The sequence below is a fragment of the Bradyrhizobium sp. SBR1B genome (genome assembly GCF_014198205.1).
Classification (GTDB): Bacteria; Pseudomonadota; Alphaproteobacteria; order Rhizobiales; family Xanthobacteraceae; genus Bradyrhizobium.
This window is the reverse complement of sequence record NZ_JACIHC010000031.1, coordinates 1-17,559: the sequence shown is the minus strand read 5'-3', so window position 1 is coordinate 17,559 and position 17,559 is coordinate 1. Positions and strand designations below refer to the sequence as shown.

Annotated in this window: 12 protein-coding genes and 6 pseudogenes; 7 read left to right on the top strand and 11 right to left on the bottom strand. The window is 59.4% G+C overall.

Annotation, left to right across the window (positions count from 1 at the left end; genetic code table 11):
- Positions 1-12 precede the first annotated feature (12 nt).
- The 4 genes and pseudogenes from GGD61_RS37680 to GGD61_RS37665 form a co-directional block, all read right to left on the bottom strand.
- Positions 13-1,180: pseudogene (locus GGD61_RS37680) on the bottom strand (acyl-CoA dehydrogenase family protein).
- A pseudogene (locus GGD61_RS37675) lies at positions 1,174-1,938 on the bottom strand (ABC transporter ATP-binding protein). Before GGD61_RS37675 ends, GGD61_RS37680 begins: the two co-directional pseudogenes overlap by 7 nt.
- 4 nt (positions 1,939-1,942) lie before the next feature.
- Positions 1,943-3,003: pseudogene (locus GGD61_RS37670) on the bottom strand (ABC transporter permease).
- Positions 2,972-4,051, bottom strand: coding sequence for an ABC transporter substrate-binding protein (locus tag GGD61_RS37665; protein WP_183232252.1), 1,080 nt, complete (start codon positions 4,049-4,051; stop codon positions 2,972-2,974). The pseudogene GGD61_RS37670 and the gene GGD61_RS37665 overlap by 32 nt, the downstream one beginning before the upstream one ends.
- A gap of 1,278 nt (positions 4,052-5,329) precedes the next feature.
- Between GGD61_RS37665 and GGD61_RS37660 the strand changes: the two genes are divergently transcribed.
- Positions 5,330-5,911, top strand: a complete 582-nt coding sequence (locus GGD61_RS37660; protein WP_246786153.1) for a 50S ribosomal protein L11 methyltransferase — start codon at positions 5,330-5,332, stop codon at positions 5,909-5,911.
- Positions 5,912-5,925: 14 nt separating this feature from the next.
- Here the strand turns inward: GGD61_RS37660 and GGD61_RS41750 are convergent, their stop codons facing one another.
- Positions 5,926-6,297, bottom strand: a complete 372-nt coding sequence (locus GGD61_RS41750) for a transposase (RefSeq protein ID WP_409362492.1) — start codon at positions 6,295-6,297, stop codon at positions 5,926-5,928.
- On the opposite strand from GGD61_RS41750, the gene GGD61_RS41745 reads away from it, so the two are divergent.
- The 4 genes from GGD61_RS41745 to GGD61_RS37645 all read left to right on the top strand — a co-directional run bounded on the left by GGD61_RS41745 (position 6,178) and on the right by GGD61_RS37645 (position 8,602).
- On the top strand, positions 6,178-6,540 hold the full coding sequence (locus tag GGD61_RS41745; RefSeq protein ID WP_409362493.1) for a hypothetical protein: 363 nt from the start codon (positions 6,178-6,180) through the stop codon (positions 6,538-6,540). The genes GGD61_RS41750 and GGD61_RS41745 overlap by 120 nt on opposite strands.
- Before the next feature lie 218 nt (positions 6,541-6,758).
- Positions 6,759-7,145, top strand: coding sequence for a hypothetical protein (locus tag GGD61_RS37650; protein WP_183232270.1), 387 nt, complete (start codon positions 6,759-6,761; stop codon positions 7,143-7,145).
- Between the two features lie 11 nt (positions 7,146-7,156).
- Positions 7,157-7,465, top strand: a complete 309-nt coding sequence (locus GGD61_RS40935; protein ID WP_312012793.1) for a recombinase family protein — start codon at positions 7,157-7,159, stop codon at positions 7,463-7,465.
- A gap of 84 nt (positions 7,466-7,549) precedes the next feature.
- A complete protein-coding gene (locus GGD61_RS37645) occupies positions 7,550-8,602 on the top strand; it encodes a recombinase family protein (RefSeq protein ID WP_246786151.1) in 1,053 nt (350 codons plus the stop codon).
- A gap of 188 nt (positions 8,603-8,790) precedes the next feature.
- Here the strand turns inward: GGD61_RS37645 and GGD61_RS37640 are convergent, their stop codons facing one another.
- The 3 genes and pseudogenes from GGD61_RS37640 to GGD61_RS40930 form a co-directional block, all read right to left on the bottom strand.
- On the bottom strand, positions 8,791-8,964 hold the full coding sequence (locus tag GGD61_RS37640; RefSeq protein ID WP_183232249.1) for a hypothetical protein: 174 nt from the start codon (positions 8,962-8,964) through the stop codon (positions 8,791-8,793).
- Positions 8,965-9,088: 124 nt separating this feature from the next.
- A complete protein-coding gene (locus GGD61_RS37635) occupies positions 9,089-9,367 on the bottom strand; it encodes a helix-turn-helix domain-containing protein (RefSeq protein ID WP_183232248.1) in 279 nt (92 codons plus the stop codon).
- Positions 9,368-9,734: 367 nt separating this feature from the next.
- Positions 9,735-9,857: pseudogene (locus tag GGD61_RS40930) on the bottom strand (IS110 family transposase); the annotation flags it as partial.
- Between the two features lie 212 nt (positions 9,858-10,069).
- Between GGD61_RS40930 and GGD61_RS37630 the strand changes: the two are divergent.
- Positions 10,070-11,094: pseudogene (locus GGD61_RS37630) on the top strand (IS110 family transposase).
- A gap of 1,264 nt (positions 11,095-12,358) precedes the next feature.
- Here GGD61_RS37630 and GGD61_RS37625 read toward each other — a convergent pair.
- A pseudogene (locus GGD61_RS37625) lies at positions 12,359-12,490 on the bottom strand (IS5/IS1182 family transposase); the annotation flags it as partial.
- Between the two features lie 579 nt (positions 12,491-13,069).
- The gene (locus GGD61_RS37615) at positions 13,070-14,767 is read right to left on the bottom strand and encodes an outer membrane beta-barrel protein (protein ID WP_183232247.1); all 1,698 of its coding nucleotides are present in this window, start codon (positions 14,765-14,767) and stop codon (positions 13,070-13,072) included.
- Between the two features lie 2,194 nt (positions 14,768-16,961).
- Between GGD61_RS37615 and GGD61_RS37610 the strand changes: the two genes are divergently transcribed.
- Positions 16,962-17,186 carry a hypothetical protein gene (locus tag GGD61_RS37610; protein WP_183232265.1) on the top strand — a complete coding sequence of 75 codons (225 nt, stop codon included), beginning with the start codon at positions 16,962-16,964 and terminating at the stop codon, positions 17,184-17,186.
- A 138-nt stretch (positions 17,187-17,324) separates the two neighbouring features.
- Here GGD61_RS37610 and GGD61_RS40265 read toward each other — a convergent pair.
- Positions 17,325-17,559: hypothetical protein (locus GGD61_RS40265; RefSeq protein WP_210311332.1), on the bottom strand; the 235-nt coding region annotated here is incomplete at its 5' end.

The window sequence follows — 17,559 nt, the reverse complement described above, 5'->3', positions numbered from 1 at the left end:
GGTCTCTGAAAGCTAGAGGCCCAATGCGGCGCGGCCGAGGCCGGCGCGCGTGGTGTCCTGCAGCGTACGCACGCGTCCGCAAAGCACATCCCGATAGTGCCGCTCCAGCGGATTGCTGCGGGACAGCCCGTGATTCCCGGTCAGCGACAGCGCATCCTCGACCACGGCGACGGCATTGTTGGTGACCGTCAGCTTGACGACGTTGGATTCGCCGGTGAAGAGATCGACACCGTCGTCGAAATCGCGAGAGAATGTATCGAGCAACCAGGCATTGACCGCGAGCCTGGCCTCGATGGCACCGAGGATTTCCTGTGCGCGCGGCAGGTCGCAAGCGGCGCGCCGAGGCTCGCGGGAACACGCTGCTTCAGGAACTGGACGAACCAGTCGCGCGCGGCGCGGGCGACGCCGTCGTAGATCACCGCAACGAAGACGGTATGCACGGCCGCCTGCCTAACGTCGCGCGCATTCCAGTCCGCGGGCTTGCGGACATCGACCTGGGCTTCAAGCGAGATCACGACATCATCGAAGATGACGTCGTGGCTGCCGCTGGCGCGCAAGCGGTGGTGATCCCAGGTCTCGACGATGCGCGTGCCCGGCAGGCCCGCCGGCACCAGAAATTGCCGACGCGCGGCTCGGTCTCGTCGGTCCGGGCCCAGACCAGGTACCATTTCAGGATCGGCGATCCCGTCGAATAGATCTTGTGCCCGGTCAGGCGCCAGCCGGTTTCGGTCCGGCGTGCGATCGTCGCCGGGAGGCCGCCGCGCGCAGGCGAACCCAGCTCAGGCTCGACCCGCAGGGCGTTGATCAGCGCGAGACCTTCGACCGTCTCGCGCGCGAGCTTACGCGACAGCCGCACCGGCCAGGTCAGGCTCCGCGCCATCACCAGATGATTGATGTAGTGCATCGACAGCACCAACGCGGTCGACGGATCGGCCTTGCCGATGATTCCGAGCACACGCGCAGCATATCTGGCGCCCGCCCCGGGGCCGCCGAGCGCAGCCGGCACCGTCAGTGACAGCAGGCAAGCCTCGGACAGCTCGCGAAAATTTTCGAAGGGAAAGCTGCCGGTGCGGTCATGCTCGGCCGCGCGCGCGGCAAAGCTCGGCGCAAGCGTCTCGGCGCGCGCGATGTAGTCGGCCTCGCTGTGCGCCACCCGTCCCTGGGCTGCGGAAGTCACCATGTCTCATCCAATCCCAACAGGCCAAGAATCTGACGGCGCAGATCGGCCAGATACGGGTCGCCGCGATGACGCGGATAGGGCCTGTTGACGCGGATGTCGGCCTTCACCCGCGCGGGACGATCGCTGAACACGATGACGCGGTTGGCGAGCACCAGCGCTTCCTCGGCGTCATGCGTGACAAGCAGCGTGGTAAAGCCCTTGCGCTGCCAGAGCGACACCAGCTCGGCCTGCATGGTGATGCGGGTCAGCGAGCCCAGTTTGCCCAATGGCTCGTCCAGGATCAGGATCTTGGGATCGTTGACAAGCGCGCGCGCCAGCGCCACGCTCTGCGCCATGCCCCCGAGAGCTGATGCGGATAGGCGGTACGGAAGTCCGAGAGACCGACGAGATCAAGCGCGGCATCGACGCGGTGCCGCTGGCTCTTCAAAAAGCCCTGCGCCTCCAGCCCAAGCGCGACATTGTCCCAGACCGTGCGCCACGGAAACAGCGTCGGATCCTGGAACACGACGACGCGCGACGGATGCGGTCGGGTGATGCGGACTTCGTCCTCACGCAGACTGCCTGGGCTTGTCGAGGCCCGCGACGAACCGCAGCAAGGTCGACTTGTTGCAACCGGACCGGCCGAGCAGCGCGACGAACTCGCCGGGCTCGACGGCAATGCTGACATCGCTGAGCACCGGCAAATCGGCGCCGTCGACGTCGAAGGCGTGGCTAACCTGCTCGATGTCGAGCGCCGCGCCGGCGGCGGGACGCGTGATCGCCTCAGTGAGAGCGGCTACATTTCACGGTCCCCTTCTGCCAGACCAGCAGGCGGTCGCGGATCGCAAACAGCAGCGTGATCGCGCCGGAGCAGAGCAGCGACATCACGATCAGCGCCGCATACATGTTGGCATAGGCAGCCCAGCCCTGTGCCCATTGCAGATACCAGCCGAGCCCGGCCTTGACGCCGATCATCTCGGCGACGACGAGCACGGCAAAGGACGCCGAGCCCCATGAACAGCCCGACGAAGACATGCGGCAGCGCTGCGGGGATCGCGACCTTCAACACCAGGAAGGACGGCTTTGCCCCCAACGTGCGCGCGAAATCGTAATAGGCGCTGCTGACGCTCGCGACACCGGACCAGGTCAGCACCGTGACGGGGAAGCCGGTGGCGAGAGCAATCAGAAAGGTCGAGGCGCTCCAGCTCGACGGGAAGGTGAAGAACGCGATCGGCAGCCAGGCCGTCGCCGGCAGCGGGCCGATGAATCGCAGCACCGGATGCACCCAATAGCCGACCGCACGCGACCAGCCGATCGAGACGCCGGTGAGGAAGCCGACCGTGGCGCCGATGATGTAGCCGCCGAGCTGAAGCTTGACCGAAGCGAACACGCTGTCGAGCAGTTTTGGCAGATCGTCGGTGTAGACCTCGATGATCGATTGCGGCGGCGGGAACAACGGTAGCGGCAGCCAGGCGAATTTTGCGGGCGAGTTCCCACAAGGTCAGGAAAGCTCCGAGCGCAACCAGCCAGGGCGCGCGCTGGCGGAGCGCACGGCCGGCCGAACCGAGGTAGTCGGCGCCGACCGTGCCGAACAAGGCAATCGCCGCGATGACGAAGGCGACGATGCCGAGCGAATGCGTGCGCGACCAGTCGCCGACGTCCTCCCACCACAGGCAGGAGAGACCGAAGATGATCCAGGCGGCGCTGGCGAGGATGCCCGGGCCGGATTCCAGAAACCAATGCGTAAGCAGCGGCGTGCGCGAGAGCCGCGGCGCGCCGGAGGCCAACCCGTCAGACAGAGAATACGTCGACTTAGATGCGCTCCGCGAATTTGGTCGTGTCAGCGCTCTGCTTGAAGACCTGCACGCTCTTGAGATTGTCGGCATAGGCCTTCAGCTCGCGCTTCAGCACTTCACCGGTGGGATGATGATGGTGCGTGTGGTAGCGCACCATGCCTTCGATATCGGCCAGCGTTGCGGCCTTCGGTGCATAGGGCTGGAACGACTTGGCCGCGACAGCCGGGTTCTGCGAGGTGAACACCGCGGCGTCGAGCAGCGCCTGCGTGATCGCGCGCGCCACGTGAGGCTCTTCGCGAACCTGCGAGCCGCGCAAGCCGACGATGCAGCAGCTCTTGTCGCGATAGTCGCCGTCGAGGTTGGAGGCGACCTCCCTGTACTGGGTGTCTTTCAGCCAGAGATAGGCCAGCGGATCGGACGACAGGAAGGCCTGCACCTCGCCCTTCTGGACAGCAACATCGAGCAGATTGCCGGGATATGCGCGCCAGTCGACATCCTTGTTCGGATCGATGCCGAGCTTGGCGAGCTGGATCGAGAAGAAGTTCTTGTCGGGCCCGGCGAGGTCGCCGACCGCGACCATCTTGCCCCTGAGATCGGCGAGCTTCGCAACACCGGAATCGGCGCGGCTCAGCACGCGCATGCAGCCGCCATGGGTGCCGGCGGCACTCTTGACGTCAAAGCCCTGCTCCAGTGGCTTCAGCCAGCGCAGCGCCATGCCGAGACCGGCATCGCTCTTTCCGGTCGCGATCGCCTCGAGCAGCTGGTCAGTCGAGCCGTAATAATTGACGAGTTCGACATCCAGATTCTGCTTCTGAAAGAAGCCGTGCTCGATGGCGACCGGGAGCGGCGCGAGGCAGACTGCGCCGGCATTCCACGACAGCTTCAACTTGCGCGGCGGGCCTGACAGCACCGGGCCATCCGCAGCCGTCCGGCACAGCGGGAATTCGGAGAAATCGATGCCGGACGCGGGTGCTTGCGGCACGAACGCCTGCGCGCCCAACGCGCCGAGCGGCGCGGCGAAGGCAGCCGCAAGCCCCGCCCGGAGCAGATGACGCCGGTCGAGACCCGATCCGTCGTGCTTGTTGTCGTTGCCCATCAGCCCCGCCGCTCCTGAGTTGGCGTGGCTCCGCCGTCGGCGCAGCGCTTCGCGCTGCGCATGTTCCGTAGGGAGCCGCGTTGAGAGAATGTTTTTCGCCAACGCGTTACGCGCGGCCTTGATGCGATGCGCAAATCATGCGGCCCGGTCGCCGCATCGTCAATGAAATGGAATTTCGAAGGTGGCGCGCCGCAAAGTCATTCTCTCCATCGGCGCGCAACAACGATGAAACGATTTTTGCGTCGCATCATCAAGCAGGAGCCTGGCGGGCTCCGGCGTCTGCTTCATTCTTGCGCACGGGCGGTCATGCACATCGGGCATTCTCGAAAACGATATAGCGCTGAAACCGTTCTTGCCCGATCGGCGTGTAAAGTTGACCATTGGGGTGCCACCTATGGATCGAGCGCGCCGGTGCCAATCTCGTTGCCTCGTTTGCCCAGCGGAGTCGCGAAGGATGAGGCGGCGGTACGGCCGGCAATCACTTCACCATGATCCAACGGCCAGACAGAAGGTCAGATCACGTGCCTCAAGCTCGTCCGAGTCAAATGTACGAATGTACGGGCGCGGTAAAATAGATCTGCTTCAGGCTAGGCTAATCGGTTCTGAATAGTCGGCGCTGCACCAAACTTAGGTCAGAGCCAAATTTGCGAGCCGATTCCAAACCTTAGATCAGCTAGATAGTCATTTGGGAACATCAAAACCGCGAATTGAGCGAAGTCTTGCCCGTCACGACGAGCTTTCTTCGAAACGTCAGTTTTCAGATCGCAACTTCTGATTTATGCCCAAACCTACCGTGAGAAGAGCTGCGACACGAAGCCATTCGTACACCAACTCGGTTGTACGGTGTTGGGTTTGCGACATCGGCGCCGACACGCTCGCTGGAGCGGCAGAACACGCCAGAGCCTGCCGGCAGCCGTTCTTCAAGGACAATCAGAAGCCAAGCGCGCTTTGAATGCCGATGGCACGGCGTTGCTAGGAGGCGACGATAGTCAGCGAAGGAGCGACGCGCATTCAGACAGGATAGGAAAGCCATGCTCGCAGCGTCTCTAAAACGGACCCTGTGCAGAGTACCGAGCGTGCGACAGCTACCGTACTCGCCCAATAGGGCGATCCATTGATCCGATGGGACGAGGATCAGGCAAAGCGCGCGCTAGCGAACTGGAGAGTTGAAATGACTGCACCCTAGCTGTATCGCCGCGGCGCCAAACGTCCGATGTAGACGCAATGATCGCTGACCTCCGGTCGTGCGAACACCCGCACGATGTGGAGGTGTGCGGTATGCTGTTGCACATTCTCCCTGGCGTTCTGTCGCCACGCCTGAGTCACGCTCCCGACGCCTTGATATCGAAGTGGCACATCCAATCTGGAGCGACAATATTGGATCTCGGATGCGGATCAGGCGTGCTGGGGCTGGGGGCACTCCGCGCTGGGGCAGAACGCCTGGTGGCTCTCGACATTAATCCGCAAGCCGTTCTCACCACGAAGACAAACATCGAGCGGTTAGGTTATTCCGATCACGCAGAAGTGCGCCTCAGTGACATTTATTCTGCGCTACAGCCTAAAGAACAGTTCGACCTTATTCTGTTTGCCGCCCCGTACTGGAACCGAAAAGCAAAGGACGACCTGGAGCGCTCTTGCTTTGACGAAGGTCACAGCGCCATGGCCGCAGCTCTGGGGGAAGCGCATATTTGGCTCAAGGCTGATGGTCTAATGTATGTCGTCTTTTCTGATCAGGGAGATATTGGGCGCGTCCTGAACGTGATCGATGACAGTAAGCTGCGCGTTAGAAACATGCATATTTTCCGACGATCGATTGAAGGGGGGCACATTCGCATCATCTGGGAGCTCACGGTTCGGTGAAGCTTCTTCTGCCGTCACTCAAGGGAGGCCGGTCGATCGGATCGAATGACCTCATGACAACCCGGCAGCTGTCCAACCGCCCTGAGATCAATCTCGATGATTCCAGCCCTTCGGCCACGCTGCGCAGGCGGTGAAGGCCAGTTGTGGTGCGCCGCTCGAGATCGGAGCCCACTACAGGTGTGATCTCGACGGAAATAAGAGCAGGCTGAGCATCTCCGCCCACTCGCCCCTGGCGCGTTTGTCGACGCCAGGTGAACAGCCAGGCTATGAGCCACCCCGTGCCGGCGTGCCACCACGCAGACCGTCTCGCCGGGCTGCAAGGTCTCTTCGACAAGGCGGACCTTCTCGTCGTAACTCCGTCGCCGCCGACGCTCGGCGCTCAACACATTGACCTGCATTCCCGACGTGACCTTAAAGCCAGGAGGAACTCCAACGAGCTCGATAAGCGCGTACGCGAGACGCAGCCACTCATCATTATTTTGAATATTTCTTTCACGATCCTCTTTGGAGAAGAGGAGAAGAGCCCGCATGACCACCTATACCTATGCGTCAATTCCAACCTCTACAGCGAAGGCTCCCGCGTATCGGCCGTCAAAAAGGGCAGGTTGAAGAACATCCCGAAGCCATGAGAAACGGCGTTATGGATAGCGGTTGGATGCTCGACTACTGAAAGCTGTACAAATACGTCGGCGGGGAGGAGACCGTTGCCAAACTGTGGGGCCCACCTCCTCCGAAGCGACTCATTCTGGAAGATGGTTGACAAGGCCGGCTTAAAGACCCACGTCTACAACAACAAGAATGCCGGCAATAAGGAGAAGAAGGTCGACGTGGCGATCGCCACGGTCTTATGGGTGACGCGTTCAACATCATCGATAAGGACAACGACGATATCCTGCTGGTTGCCCCGTCAGAAGCGGACGAAAGAGCTGCGCCGGACATGTCGGCTACGGGGCCCAAAAGCGCAAGCCCGCACTCCTCTGCAGGTCGCTTCGTGTTTTCAAGAAATACGACACAGCAGTTGACTCTTTCTGAATACACTTTCCGCTGGCGCGGACTTGATGATGCGCCTAAATGGTTTGCGATGCGCAATACGGCGCGGCGTGATATCGCCGCGGGGAGGCAACATGGGCAACGCCCTTGTTGTACACGCGAAACGTCTGCCTCGGTCGCAAAAAGCGCTACGGGCGGCGCAGTATGTCCGCATGTCGACGGATTACCAGCAATACTCGATTGAGAATCAGGGCAGTGGTCATCGCGACCTACGCCGAACTTCACAAGCTAACCATCGTCCGCACCTATCGTGACGAGGGAGAAAGCGGCCTCAAAATCGAAAACCGGGGGGGCCTTACCGAACTGGTTGAAGACGTGCAATCGGGACGCGCTGACTTCGCTCATCTGCTTGTCTTCGACGTGAGCCGGTGGGGACGCTTTCAGGACGTTGACGAGAGCGCGCACTACGAGTTCATCTGCCGCAAGGCGGGCGTCAAGGTTGCTTATTGTGCGCGGAGCAATTCGACAATGACGGTAGCCTTCTCGCATCATGACGAATATTAAGAGAGTGATGGCGGCTGAGTTCAGTCGGAACTCTCCGCCAAAGTTTTCGCAGGGTCAGTCCGACTGACGCATCGCGGCTTCAAAATGGGCGGCCCTACGGCTTACGCGTTGCAACGACGTCTCGTCGACGATCAATGCAGGCCGAAGGGCATTTTAACGATCGGCCAGCGTAAATCTTTGCTTACAGATCATGTCAAGCTCATGCCCGGCGCGCCCGATCAAGTCGAGATCGTGAATTGGATTCTCCACGAGTATCTCCCTCACAAATCGCAGGCCGCCATTGCCCGAGAGCTCAACCAGCGAGGGATCTTGAATAGCCAGGGAAGACCGTGGCATGGAAAGGCTGTCGGTGACCTCCTCCGGAACGAAGCTTATATCGGCGTTCTGACCTACAATCGCAAAAGCAAGAAACTTGGCGCCAAGGTCACGCGTAACCCAAGGGAGCTCTGGATCAGAAAAGAGAATGCCATCGAGCCTATCGTGGATCGCGAAGTATTCCGGCGAGCACAAAAGATTATGGGTGAGGGGCGCGTCAGCATTCCCGAAGAGGAAATGTTGCTTCGGCTTCGTAAGGTCCTGATGAAGAAAGGCAGGCATAGTAAGACGATCATCAATTCAGTCCAGGCCTGCCGTCCATGTCCTCGTATCTTCTGCATTTCGGCGCGCTGCGGAACATCTATCGTCTTATCGGGTACAACGGCAATCAAGGATGGTTTGACAAATACGCCGCGCACCAACGATGGGCCGCCCTTCAGCTTAACAATGCAGCTCGCCTTCGAGAGACTTGGTCGCCGTGCCACCCTCAATGCTTCGACTGAATGTCTTCGAATCGATAATGCCGTAAATGTCGTCTTTCGGGTCGCGAGATGCCGCAACTATGAAAACCGGCCCTTGCGCTGGACGCTGCAATACCGCGTGAGGTGGCCGAAGGGATGGGTTGTCGCGGTTCGGCTGGACGAGAAGAACGAAGCGATCTTCGACTATGTCTTGATGCCCTCGGCGTGGCTCACTTTCAGTCGTCGCATGTTCTGGTTCTCCAAGGAAGTCTACAAGGGCCGCACCATAAGCCGATTTGACACATTCGAAGCGCTGTCACGCTTCCTCATCGAATGCGTCGGCAAGGATCAGCCTTCGTGAGTCTAACACCGCAGATGAAGAAGCTGTTGAAGGCGGCAACTCGCCACGCTTCATCGAAGCTGCCTTGAACAAGAAAGGCGCGCCACGCGGCCCGGGCACACTTGCGGCTACCGTCAATGGTTGAGGCGAAGCCACGGTTCTGAAGGGCATCGAGGCGATACTCGCGGTCTGCTGAGATCACGATCGGTTTATTCAAGCTCGGCGATACGCTTGCGCAGCGCGGCGACTTGGCGGCGCAGCTTCCATATCTCGTCGCCGGCCCAATAGGCGCCGCGCTGGGCGATTTCCTTGCGAACGTCGTCCGCTTCCGCGATCTCGCGGCGGATGACGTTGTCTAAGGCTTCGATGATCAGGTTTCGCATGGACTATTACCACCTTTTAGGAGCGTGCCGGGGCCACGAAATGTGCGGCTGCGCAGAGACTGAAGTCCGAATGCACGCGCAAAGTCGGGTAGTTAAAACCAGAGGCTTTCAATGACGTTGACGTCTATCCCTTGCCACGACGCAATCCCGCCGGCTTGCGACCTTTGGGAAAGCTGTTGGCCGTCCCACCTTTGGAAGGACGAACGAAGAATTCGGACAGCTGAACGTCCAGGGTCTCAGCGATGCGCCCGAGCAGATCGATTGTCGGATTTTTTGATTGCCGTTCAAGACTGGCCAAGTAGGAGCGGTCAATGCCGGCCTCATAAGCCAATTTCTCTTGCGAAAAACCGCGGCTAAGCCGAATCCGACGCACATTCCAAGCCACAAGTGTACGAGCTTTCATGTGCAAAGCATGCCATGAGCGCGGGCGGCAAATCACTGGCTATAACCCGCTATTAGATTCGATCGCTGAGAATTGACAACAGGCGGAAAGTGGCCGCGGGGTCGAGGACCAGGATCGGCATCGAACAACCGCTTAGAGCTGATGACGTCACTGATGAGCTGCCGAGGGCATCTTTGCCTTTCCTGAATACGCCTTAACTTATCTGCGTCTGCTGGGTACCGATGCGGAGGGGCACCAAGTCCCGTGAAGTTGCGCAATCTCTCCTGCACAGCGATCCCGACGCGAACCGACCCGCCGCGAGGATTTATAATAGCCACCAATGTCTCAATGAAGTCTAAGAGTTGAGTAAAGTTGAGCAACGGATTGAGAATGCCAGCAGCTTATTCCGGCGCAGCTGTTTGCGAAAAACGACCTTTCCGGTGGCATCGGCTCCATGGGCCTGAAAGACATACTTCGCTAAATCTAGTCCAATCGCGCTAACTTCGTTCACGGACGCTTCCTCTCTCCTCTCTCGTGATGGCTGTTCAACACCCTTCACTTTGGCACATCGATGCCGTCGAGGGGGCGTCCACATGGGGTAATCGCAGGAGCGCGCTGCCCTACAACCAATCACAAGACTTGGAGGGCGGCTGTTCCCCGATAGGATGGAAATACGGGCTCACGACTGGACGCCGGGCCCAAAGCATCGAGTGGAGAACAGCCATGGACGAGTATATCGGTCTCTACGTGTCGATGAAAGAGACGGCAGTCTCAATCCGTCGATCGGGTGAACGAATCTGGCGCGGCAAGTGCGCATCGGATCCCAGAATCATCGCCGAACTCATCCGCAAGCGGGCGCCGGCCGTAAAACGAGTGGTGTTCGAGACCGGACGCTGTCCGTATGGTTCTATCATTCTCTGCGCACGGAAGGATTGCCGGCGATCTGCATCGATGCGCGCCATGCTAAAGCGGCACTCGATATGGCGGCGAACAAGACGGACGCGAACGATGCCGATGGGCTGGCCCAGCTAGGAAGTCGGGTTCTTTCGTGAGGTGCGAGTGAAGGGATTCGACAGTATGCTGACCCGCACGCTTTGTGGCGGCGCGCACGCGGCTCGTCCGAATCGCTACCGAGCTTTCCAACCAGATCCGCGGTGTCATGAAAACCCTCGGTCTGGTCGTTCCAGCCGGAAAGGGAAGCACCTTCGAGAAGAACGTCCGGAGCCTTCTTGTCGATCAAGACGGACTTGCATCGATCGTGCTTCCGATGTTGGAAGCCTGGCGTGGCATTCGAATCCGCGCCGCCGAACTCGGACGCCAGTTGGTCCGCGACGCGCGACAGAGCCAGGCTTGCCGCATCCTGATGTCCATTCCCGGCATCGGTGTGATCACCGCAACCGCCTTTGCCACGGCCATTGAGGAGCCGGACAACTTTAAGAAATCCCGATCTGTTGGTGCGTGGATCGGCCTGACGACGCGCCGCTATCAATCCGGAGAAGTCGATTATGACGGCCATATATCCCGACGTGGCGACCGTCATTTTACGAGGGCTTCTGTACGAAGCAGCGACGGTCATTCTCACGCGCAGCTCAAGCGAAAGCACGTTGCGCACGTGAGGTTTGCAACTCCGGAAAAGAATCGGCTTCAAAAGAGCTGCCGTGGCTGTGGCGCGCAAGCTAGCAGTGATAATGCATACAATGCTTAAGACTGGCGAGCTGTTCAATCCGAAAGCCGGAGCCGTGGCGTGAATCCGATTAGCGTTCTGAAGCTGTACGCTTGAGGTGTTCCCTTGCTGGGACGTGAGCCGAGCCATTCCGCTGATGGGGTTGCACCGCTGACTCAGCAAAGTGCGTCGTCCACATTGAAGGCTCGTCCAGCGAAGCTCCATCATGCGGCGGCTACTGTCGACCGCGAAGACAACCGCGCACCCGGCAAGCACTTCAACAAGATCATATGGTTGACCTTTCAGCAGCGATTAGACAACCCCATCACAGCAGACCAACAGCAGACCAAGAAGGGCCTCGAGCCGCGATTCAAGGTTGACCCCGCGGCTTCACCGATGCCAGAAACCAAACAGCCAGAACGCCTCGCGCCCCGGGCGAGATCATCGGAATCCGCAAGAAAGCCCTGGCCGGTCGGCATATAGGTGATATCGGCCGCCCACACTTGATTCGGTGGGTCCATCAAATGGCGCAGGAGATACGGGAAGATCTTGTGTCCCGAACCGCGTGCTCGCCTTTCTGCGCAGGCGCCACAATGCGCCCAGCCGTGGCGTCAGACGGCTCTCTCGTGATATCTATGGGAGTCCTGGCGTGCTTGTGCTGAACCGCGTGCGCAAAGTGTCGCCGACGTGGGCCTCGTGATGAAGCCTGTCGAAAAGCCGGATGCGAGAACACTGCACGTCTGGTTTGATGAGCAGGGAGAGGAAACTGAGCCCGCATCAACGCGACACCGCGCCACGAACCCGAGGGTATGCAGCGGGACAACTTCAGCGCAAGGCCGACAGTGTGATCGTAAAGCTGTTTCAAACATGCGACGAACACGTGGTGGTCGTGAGCGGGTTAATTGATCAGGGCAAGATGCTTAGGGAAATTCGTGACGGCGAGGCTCAACCCGAGCTTGGTCAACAACGCTCTCGCCCACGTCAGTGCCTTCTCCGCGTGGCCGCGGCTGAGAATGACGAATTCGTCGCCATAGGAGATGACGTGGGCACGGAATGCTTCACGCCGAGCGCTGAGACGCTAATGCTTCGGGAACCGATTCATGTAGATGACGGAGAGCAGCGGGCTGGCGACACCCCCCTGCGGCGTGCAAGGCTCGTTGCTCTTACCGCCGCTCATGCGCCATTTCCCGTTGCTATCTCGCTCCTCGACTGGTGCTTGCAGCCATAGCGTGATCAGCCGCAACACATTCCAGTCGGCCAAGACTGTGCACGCATGCCTGAATTTCCACGAGCTTATCACGTGGGAATCCCCAACAAGGTCTTCGATGAAAAGGTGGCCTACAATTATTCTCCATCAGAAGCCGCTCCAAGCGTTTGGAATAAAACGTCGGCAACAGCATCGCCCGAAGCAGTTTCTCCGGCTGGATCGACGGCCGTCCAATCGGCGAATGGAGCGCGGCAAACTCACGCTCAAGCGTAAGCGTAGCTCTGCGGCCCTTTTTGATCGACGCTTGACGTCTATTTGAGCCGCGTGGCGCGACGCCGCGGCTTCCAAATTCCGGGCAATGCGTTGACGGCGGCCTCGAGCGTCTTCCGGTCGACGACGTTGGGATCGAACTGTTCGGCCCCCAGAGGCGCATATTTTCATGTTCTGGATGAGTTGGGTCGCCGATGGCGTCGGGTAGTCGGCATGGCGAGCACGCGCTGGATCAGCGCACTGTGTGCCGGCTCCTCGAAGAAACACGAACCTGAAGACGGATCGGATGGCGGTCAGACGCAGGTTACGCGTCTTCGCGCTGGCGCCGCGCTTTACTTCGAGATCGGTTAGGAACGCGCCCATGAACGTTGCGTCCAAATCGGTGAGCGTCAGGGCCGATGGGGCTTCCGCAGCTGCACCTGTGCGAACATGAACAGCAGCCGGAACGCGCCCCTGTAGGAGGCGATCGTGTTGGCGCTAACATTGTGCTGGCGCATGAGGCGCTCGGCGAATGAACCTTACTCGATGCGCGGCATTTCTTAGCATCGAAAAGGCCTGGAGCTTGGCTGGAGGTGTGATCTTTTCAATCGAACCTATAGGACGCCTGAAAGAACGTACCCCACCGCTCCATGCTGTACTTCGAAAACTGAATACCGCTGATGGTTCCCGGACCACCACAGCCTATGCATCTCAAATGGCTGTCCCTTTGGGTCCACATTGCCCAATAGCGCCCGCCGACGCCGACGCTGAAGTTCTTGGTGATGAAGTAGGACAGCACGCCTTCGACCTGGACGCCGCCGCCACCATTGCCCCGTTGTTCAACGAAGGTGGTGTCCCAGCGCAAAAGATGATTGTCACGGCCTTTGAAATCGGTCCAGGGTAAGTAAGCCACGTCCGTGCTCAAACGCCAACGCTCGGTCAGCATGGTTTCGGCGCTCAGGCCGACACGAGGTGCATTCCACTGTGTATTCTGGCTGCCCATGACCCTGTCGTCGCCGGGCGACAAGCATGTACCGATTGGGTTGGCGATCTGTACACAGCCCGTCGAGTCGGAGCTTTGTTCGTAGTACGTCCAACCGATAAATCCCCCGATCTTGTAGTTGGCGCCGCGCAGGAAATCGTAACCGGCATCGGTCGTGTAATAGGTGAACCTTCCGTTTGCCTGGCCTGATATCGTGTTGAGATAGGGCGGGACGACCCAATCTTCATCGTTCATGTTTCCTTTGTTGAAGCGTCCGGTGCCAATGTTGCTCTTCAGGAACACTCCCCACGGGCTGTCAAGACGGCCAAATAATTCCCCGGACAGTCCGTCCAGCCCGTGATAGGTGAGCCTCGATATGAGGATGCTGGGGTCTTCAAGACCGCCAGCACCGAGGGCGCTGGCGTCCCATTGGAATCGTCCCCGGCTGAGCCAGAGTCGCGATCCGCCTTCGAACGACCAACCGGCCGTGTAAGCAATCGGTGCCACGCCAGCGCGTGCTTTCGCGTACGGCGGTGCATCGGACCATTGCGCCGTCCACGGGTCGGCGCCAAAATGGTAGTTCAACCCAATCTTTCCGATGTGATAGTTGCTGGACAGGCCCGTTGTGTTCTCCGGAAGAATTGCGAACGGCGGGTCCTGCACCGTCGGAGGCGTTGCGACGCTCGGTCCGCCGAAATGCAGATAGTCATACTCAGCTTTCACCGACCATGCGGGCGTAAGCGCTTGCTCGACGCCCAGCCCGATGGTGGCACCAAGGCGACCATAGTCGAAATGGGCTTTCTCCTGTGACCAGCCGCCTTGGAAGCGGTTGATGACGTCGGCCCGGTTGTTTTGCCAAGCGACGCCTCCCTTAAGATAGACCAGCGTGCGGCCCAGCGCGCCAAACGAGTAGCCGATGCGACCGGTCCCAGTGGCAAATACGTTGGGGCCTGCCTTGCAGTTTGCGCTCAAGATAAAGCCGGACGCCGCGAAGCAAGTATTGGTGCCATCGGAGATAGCACCGCTGGCCTCGAGTTCGACGCCAAACACCCAGCCGTTCTTCTGCCAATTGTAGCCGATCTGGCCACCGGCGAGGAACACTGGGGTGTCGACGACATCGCCATAGATCGAGGGACCGTAAGGATTGCTGAAGAAGGTCCGGCCGTAGCCACCGCCGACGTGCCCGCCAATATAGCCTCCGGACCAGTACCACACCGCCGGCGGCAGTTTCACTCCTGGCTCGAGGTCTGCCGCATTCGTTGCACCCGTTGCGACGAGCGCAATTGTCGCGGCTCCCAAAAGAAGAACTCCAGATCGCATCCAACACGTCCCTGTATTTTCTCGGTCCACGACCGAGCGCCCTTAAGTTATCGCGCAGCAAAACCGTCGGGGCGGATCAGACGCTAACAGTGACGCGCGCCGAGTCCGTCCCGAAGACCATCGCACTGCGATTAGTGATGATGCGGCAAAGAGAGCAAGTCGCGTGCCGAAGTGAATTCGCGAGCTCTGCAGGCACTCGTCGCGGCGTCCGGCGTCAAGTTGCTGACAATGGTCTCAATGCCAACAGCCAGCGCAGCCGGTGCACTACATTCGGCTACCGGGACCAAGGCTCAAGATCGAGCTCGTCGGATTAGACGAGAACCGCGCCGACAAGGGCACGGCCGATGATCGTGATCGATGCGCCGCACTTCCACGCTGCTGTGTTCTAGGACCGACAAGCCGCGTGATCCGAACGCACCCCATCCTCAGCTACATGCTCGGCTGGGATCGGCAGCGCGTGGTCTCTGATGCCGAGCGCAAGGGATGGCCCGCGACGTGGGTCGATCGACCCGCGAGGCCGCCGAGGGCCATCAAAGGTACTTTGGGAAGGCCGAGGCGGCCCGGGATCGCGGGACCGCGCACCTTGCGCATATCTCGCGCTTTCCTTTCGGCCTTTGATTGCGCCGCGAACCAGCTAGAAAACGGCCAGAAAACGCGAGGAAAATTGGCGCGGAAATGGACGCACAAAGCCGCAGTCGAGCTGTGGCTCATCGGGCGAATGCGGCCTTAATTAGCGCAATTTGCGCCAGCAGTCGCCAAGGCGTCTTTCCGAAAGACCCATAAGACGACTTGAGTGTCTTTTTGTCCGTGTTGTGTAGCACCAGTGTTCGTTCCCCCAGCGGAAGACGTGCGTACGCCCGCCCCGGGCCGGGAGGTATTTTGGCAAGCCCGACTCTCACGTGCATGTGCCAATTGGCGCCTTCATCGTATGCATACGGCGGCGAAGCACTAAGTCATTCTTCAAGCTCGTCAAGCAAGATGCGCTTGTCGTGGAGCTCCCTGAGGTGCTCGGCAATCGAACGCTATGGTCTTTGGCATAGCCGGCCTCTGGGGCTTTGCCTCCAGCCAGGGGGGCGTCTTCATCTCAACTTGCGCAATTTAGCAACTACTCATTTTCTCGGTGCCTGGAAGCTGACGCAAGGCGCTACTACCGCAAAACAGGCTTCGTATTTGGTTCCGCAAGGGCTGGATATCGGCCCGTGTCTTGGAACGCCACCCCGATGAAGTCTCCCTGTCGCCAGATGAGGCTACAAGGAGAGGTGGTGCGAAACCCATCGAAAGAAATCGAAAACTCCGTCGGCAGAAGCGTGAGTCCGTTAAGCTGAATGCCAGCGCCTCTACTGGATAGATCCCGCACCAGGCATGGCTCGGAGGCGACGTGTCCCGGAATTGAGAGAAGAACCTCTCGCCACACCGACTGCCTTTCGAGCGAGCGCCGGGACCAATTCTTCCGTTCCCGTTGACGGACCTTTTCCTGCAAATGCTTTAGCTCTCGGTACTGGCGCTCCAGGCTCATATCCCTCATTCTCCGTTATTCTTGTTGGCGCTTCCCACATTATTCCGAAACTCAACAAGCGTCGCGATGCCTTTGTAGAGCCATCCTCAGGTTGAGGGAATTCCGGACGACTACCGTTTGTGGCCGATCGCGATTTCGCGGTTGGACCCGTAGCTTTCCGGGCCTTGAATGGCACTGCTGGCCTCAACGGTGGAGATGGCTGTAATGGTGCAAAGACCATGGTAGGCCTGTGGCCGCTCGCCGCAGAAAGGACGGTCAGTGGCTGGGGTGGAGGCGTTGTGTAAAGACGATTGTGTAAGGCAAATTGTCCCGCCGGTATATTCCTTCAGTAGGTCAAAAGGCAGGATTGAGCGGATGGTATTGCCACACAAGGCCGGTAAATCTTCATAATACCCACTATCCTGGTAGGTGCGTCGCAGGTCGCCTTCGGCGATAATGCCACTCGCGACTGTCACTCGTAAGGGGAGGAAGCATGTGAATCTGCCCACCAAGATCGCCACCCTCGAATTAACGCCAAGAGACCGCCATCCAAGCCGCTAGAATAGCTTTCGCGATAGCCATGCCGGCAGTGGTAGGTGCGGGGCGCTCTTTGCTATCCGCCTTTTGATTTGATTCTACGGATAGGGTCCCGCCGCTCCACCTCCAGCCGAGCCGACCACAAATGGACGCCGTGTCGTGATGGCGAATGAACAGGATGTTATCATTGGGCGTATTGCCGAGATCAAGATCGACAAGTCGGCTGCCATCATAGTTGAGCAGATAGATGATGAAATCTCCATTGCCATCGCGAGCGTCGTCGGCGTACACCTCCAGGTGACGGTGGGGCAGGCACGTGAGTTATCTCGATCCTTAGCTGTGGCCGCGGAGAACGCTGAAAAATTCCGCGCGTCAGCCAAGACGTAGTGGCGCACGCCCCACTATGACTAGGATTTCGGTCAGGTTGCGCCATACAGGTCGGCCCGTTGCCCTAGTGAAGCGCGCGGAAACCTCCTCCAGATTCTCATCGTTGTCGGTTAAGATGATGACGCCTCAACCTAATCCTCAATAATGCTGGTTACTGCCGTGGGCACGTGGCAAAGGGCCGATGGTGATTTCGTGCCCTCGTTCCAATGGGCGTCGCGGTGTACCAGCCGGTTCGGGTGGGATGCCTGTGAGACTTTCGCCCTTTCCTGGTAGTTGCGCTAGGGTCTGTTTGGATTCAGGATTCTCATTCCCGCTTGATTGTGATTCAAGCTTGGAATGAACCGATTCGTTTTGACTGATGCCCAATGGGCGA

Excerpts from the sequence above, each read along its gene's own strand:
- GGD61_RS37665 (WP_183232252.1), bottom strand. The coding sequence starts at position 4,051 with ATGGGCAACGACAACAAGCACGACGGATCGGGTCTCGACCGGCGTCAT.
- GGD61_RS37660 (WP_246786153.1), top strand. The coding sequence starts at position 5,330 with ATGCTGTTGCACATTCTCCCTGGCGTTCTGTCGCCACGCCTGAGTCAC.
- GGD61_RS41745 (WP_409362493.1), top strand. The coding sequence starts at position 6,178 with ATGAGCCACCCCGTGCCGGCGTGCCACCACGCAGACCGTCTCGCCGGG.
- GGD61_RS37650 (WP_183232270.1), top strand. The coding sequence starts at position 6,759 with ATGGGTGACGCGTTCAACATCATCGATAAGGACAACGACGATATCCTG.
- GGD61_RS37645 (WP_246786151.1), top strand. The coding sequence starts at position 7,550 with ATGGGCGGCCCTACGGCTTACGCGTTGCAACGACGTCTCGTCGACGAT.
- GGD61_RS37640 (WP_183232249.1), bottom strand. The coding sequence starts at position 8,964 with ATGCGAAACCTGATCATCGAAGCCTTAGACAACGTCATCCGCCGCGAG.
- GGD61_RS37635 (WP_183232248.1), bottom strand. The coding sequence starts at position 9,367 with ATGAAAGCTCGTACACTTGTGGCTTGGAATGTGCGTCGGATTCGGCTT.
- GGD61_RS37615 (WP_183232247.1), bottom strand. The coding sequence starts at position 14,767 with ATGCGATCTGGAGTTCTTCTTTTGGGAGCCGCGACAATTGCGCTCGTC.
- GGD61_RS37610 (WP_183232265.1), top strand. The coding sequence starts at position 16,962 with ATGGCGAATGAACAGGATGTTATCATTGGGCGTATTGCCGAGATCAAG.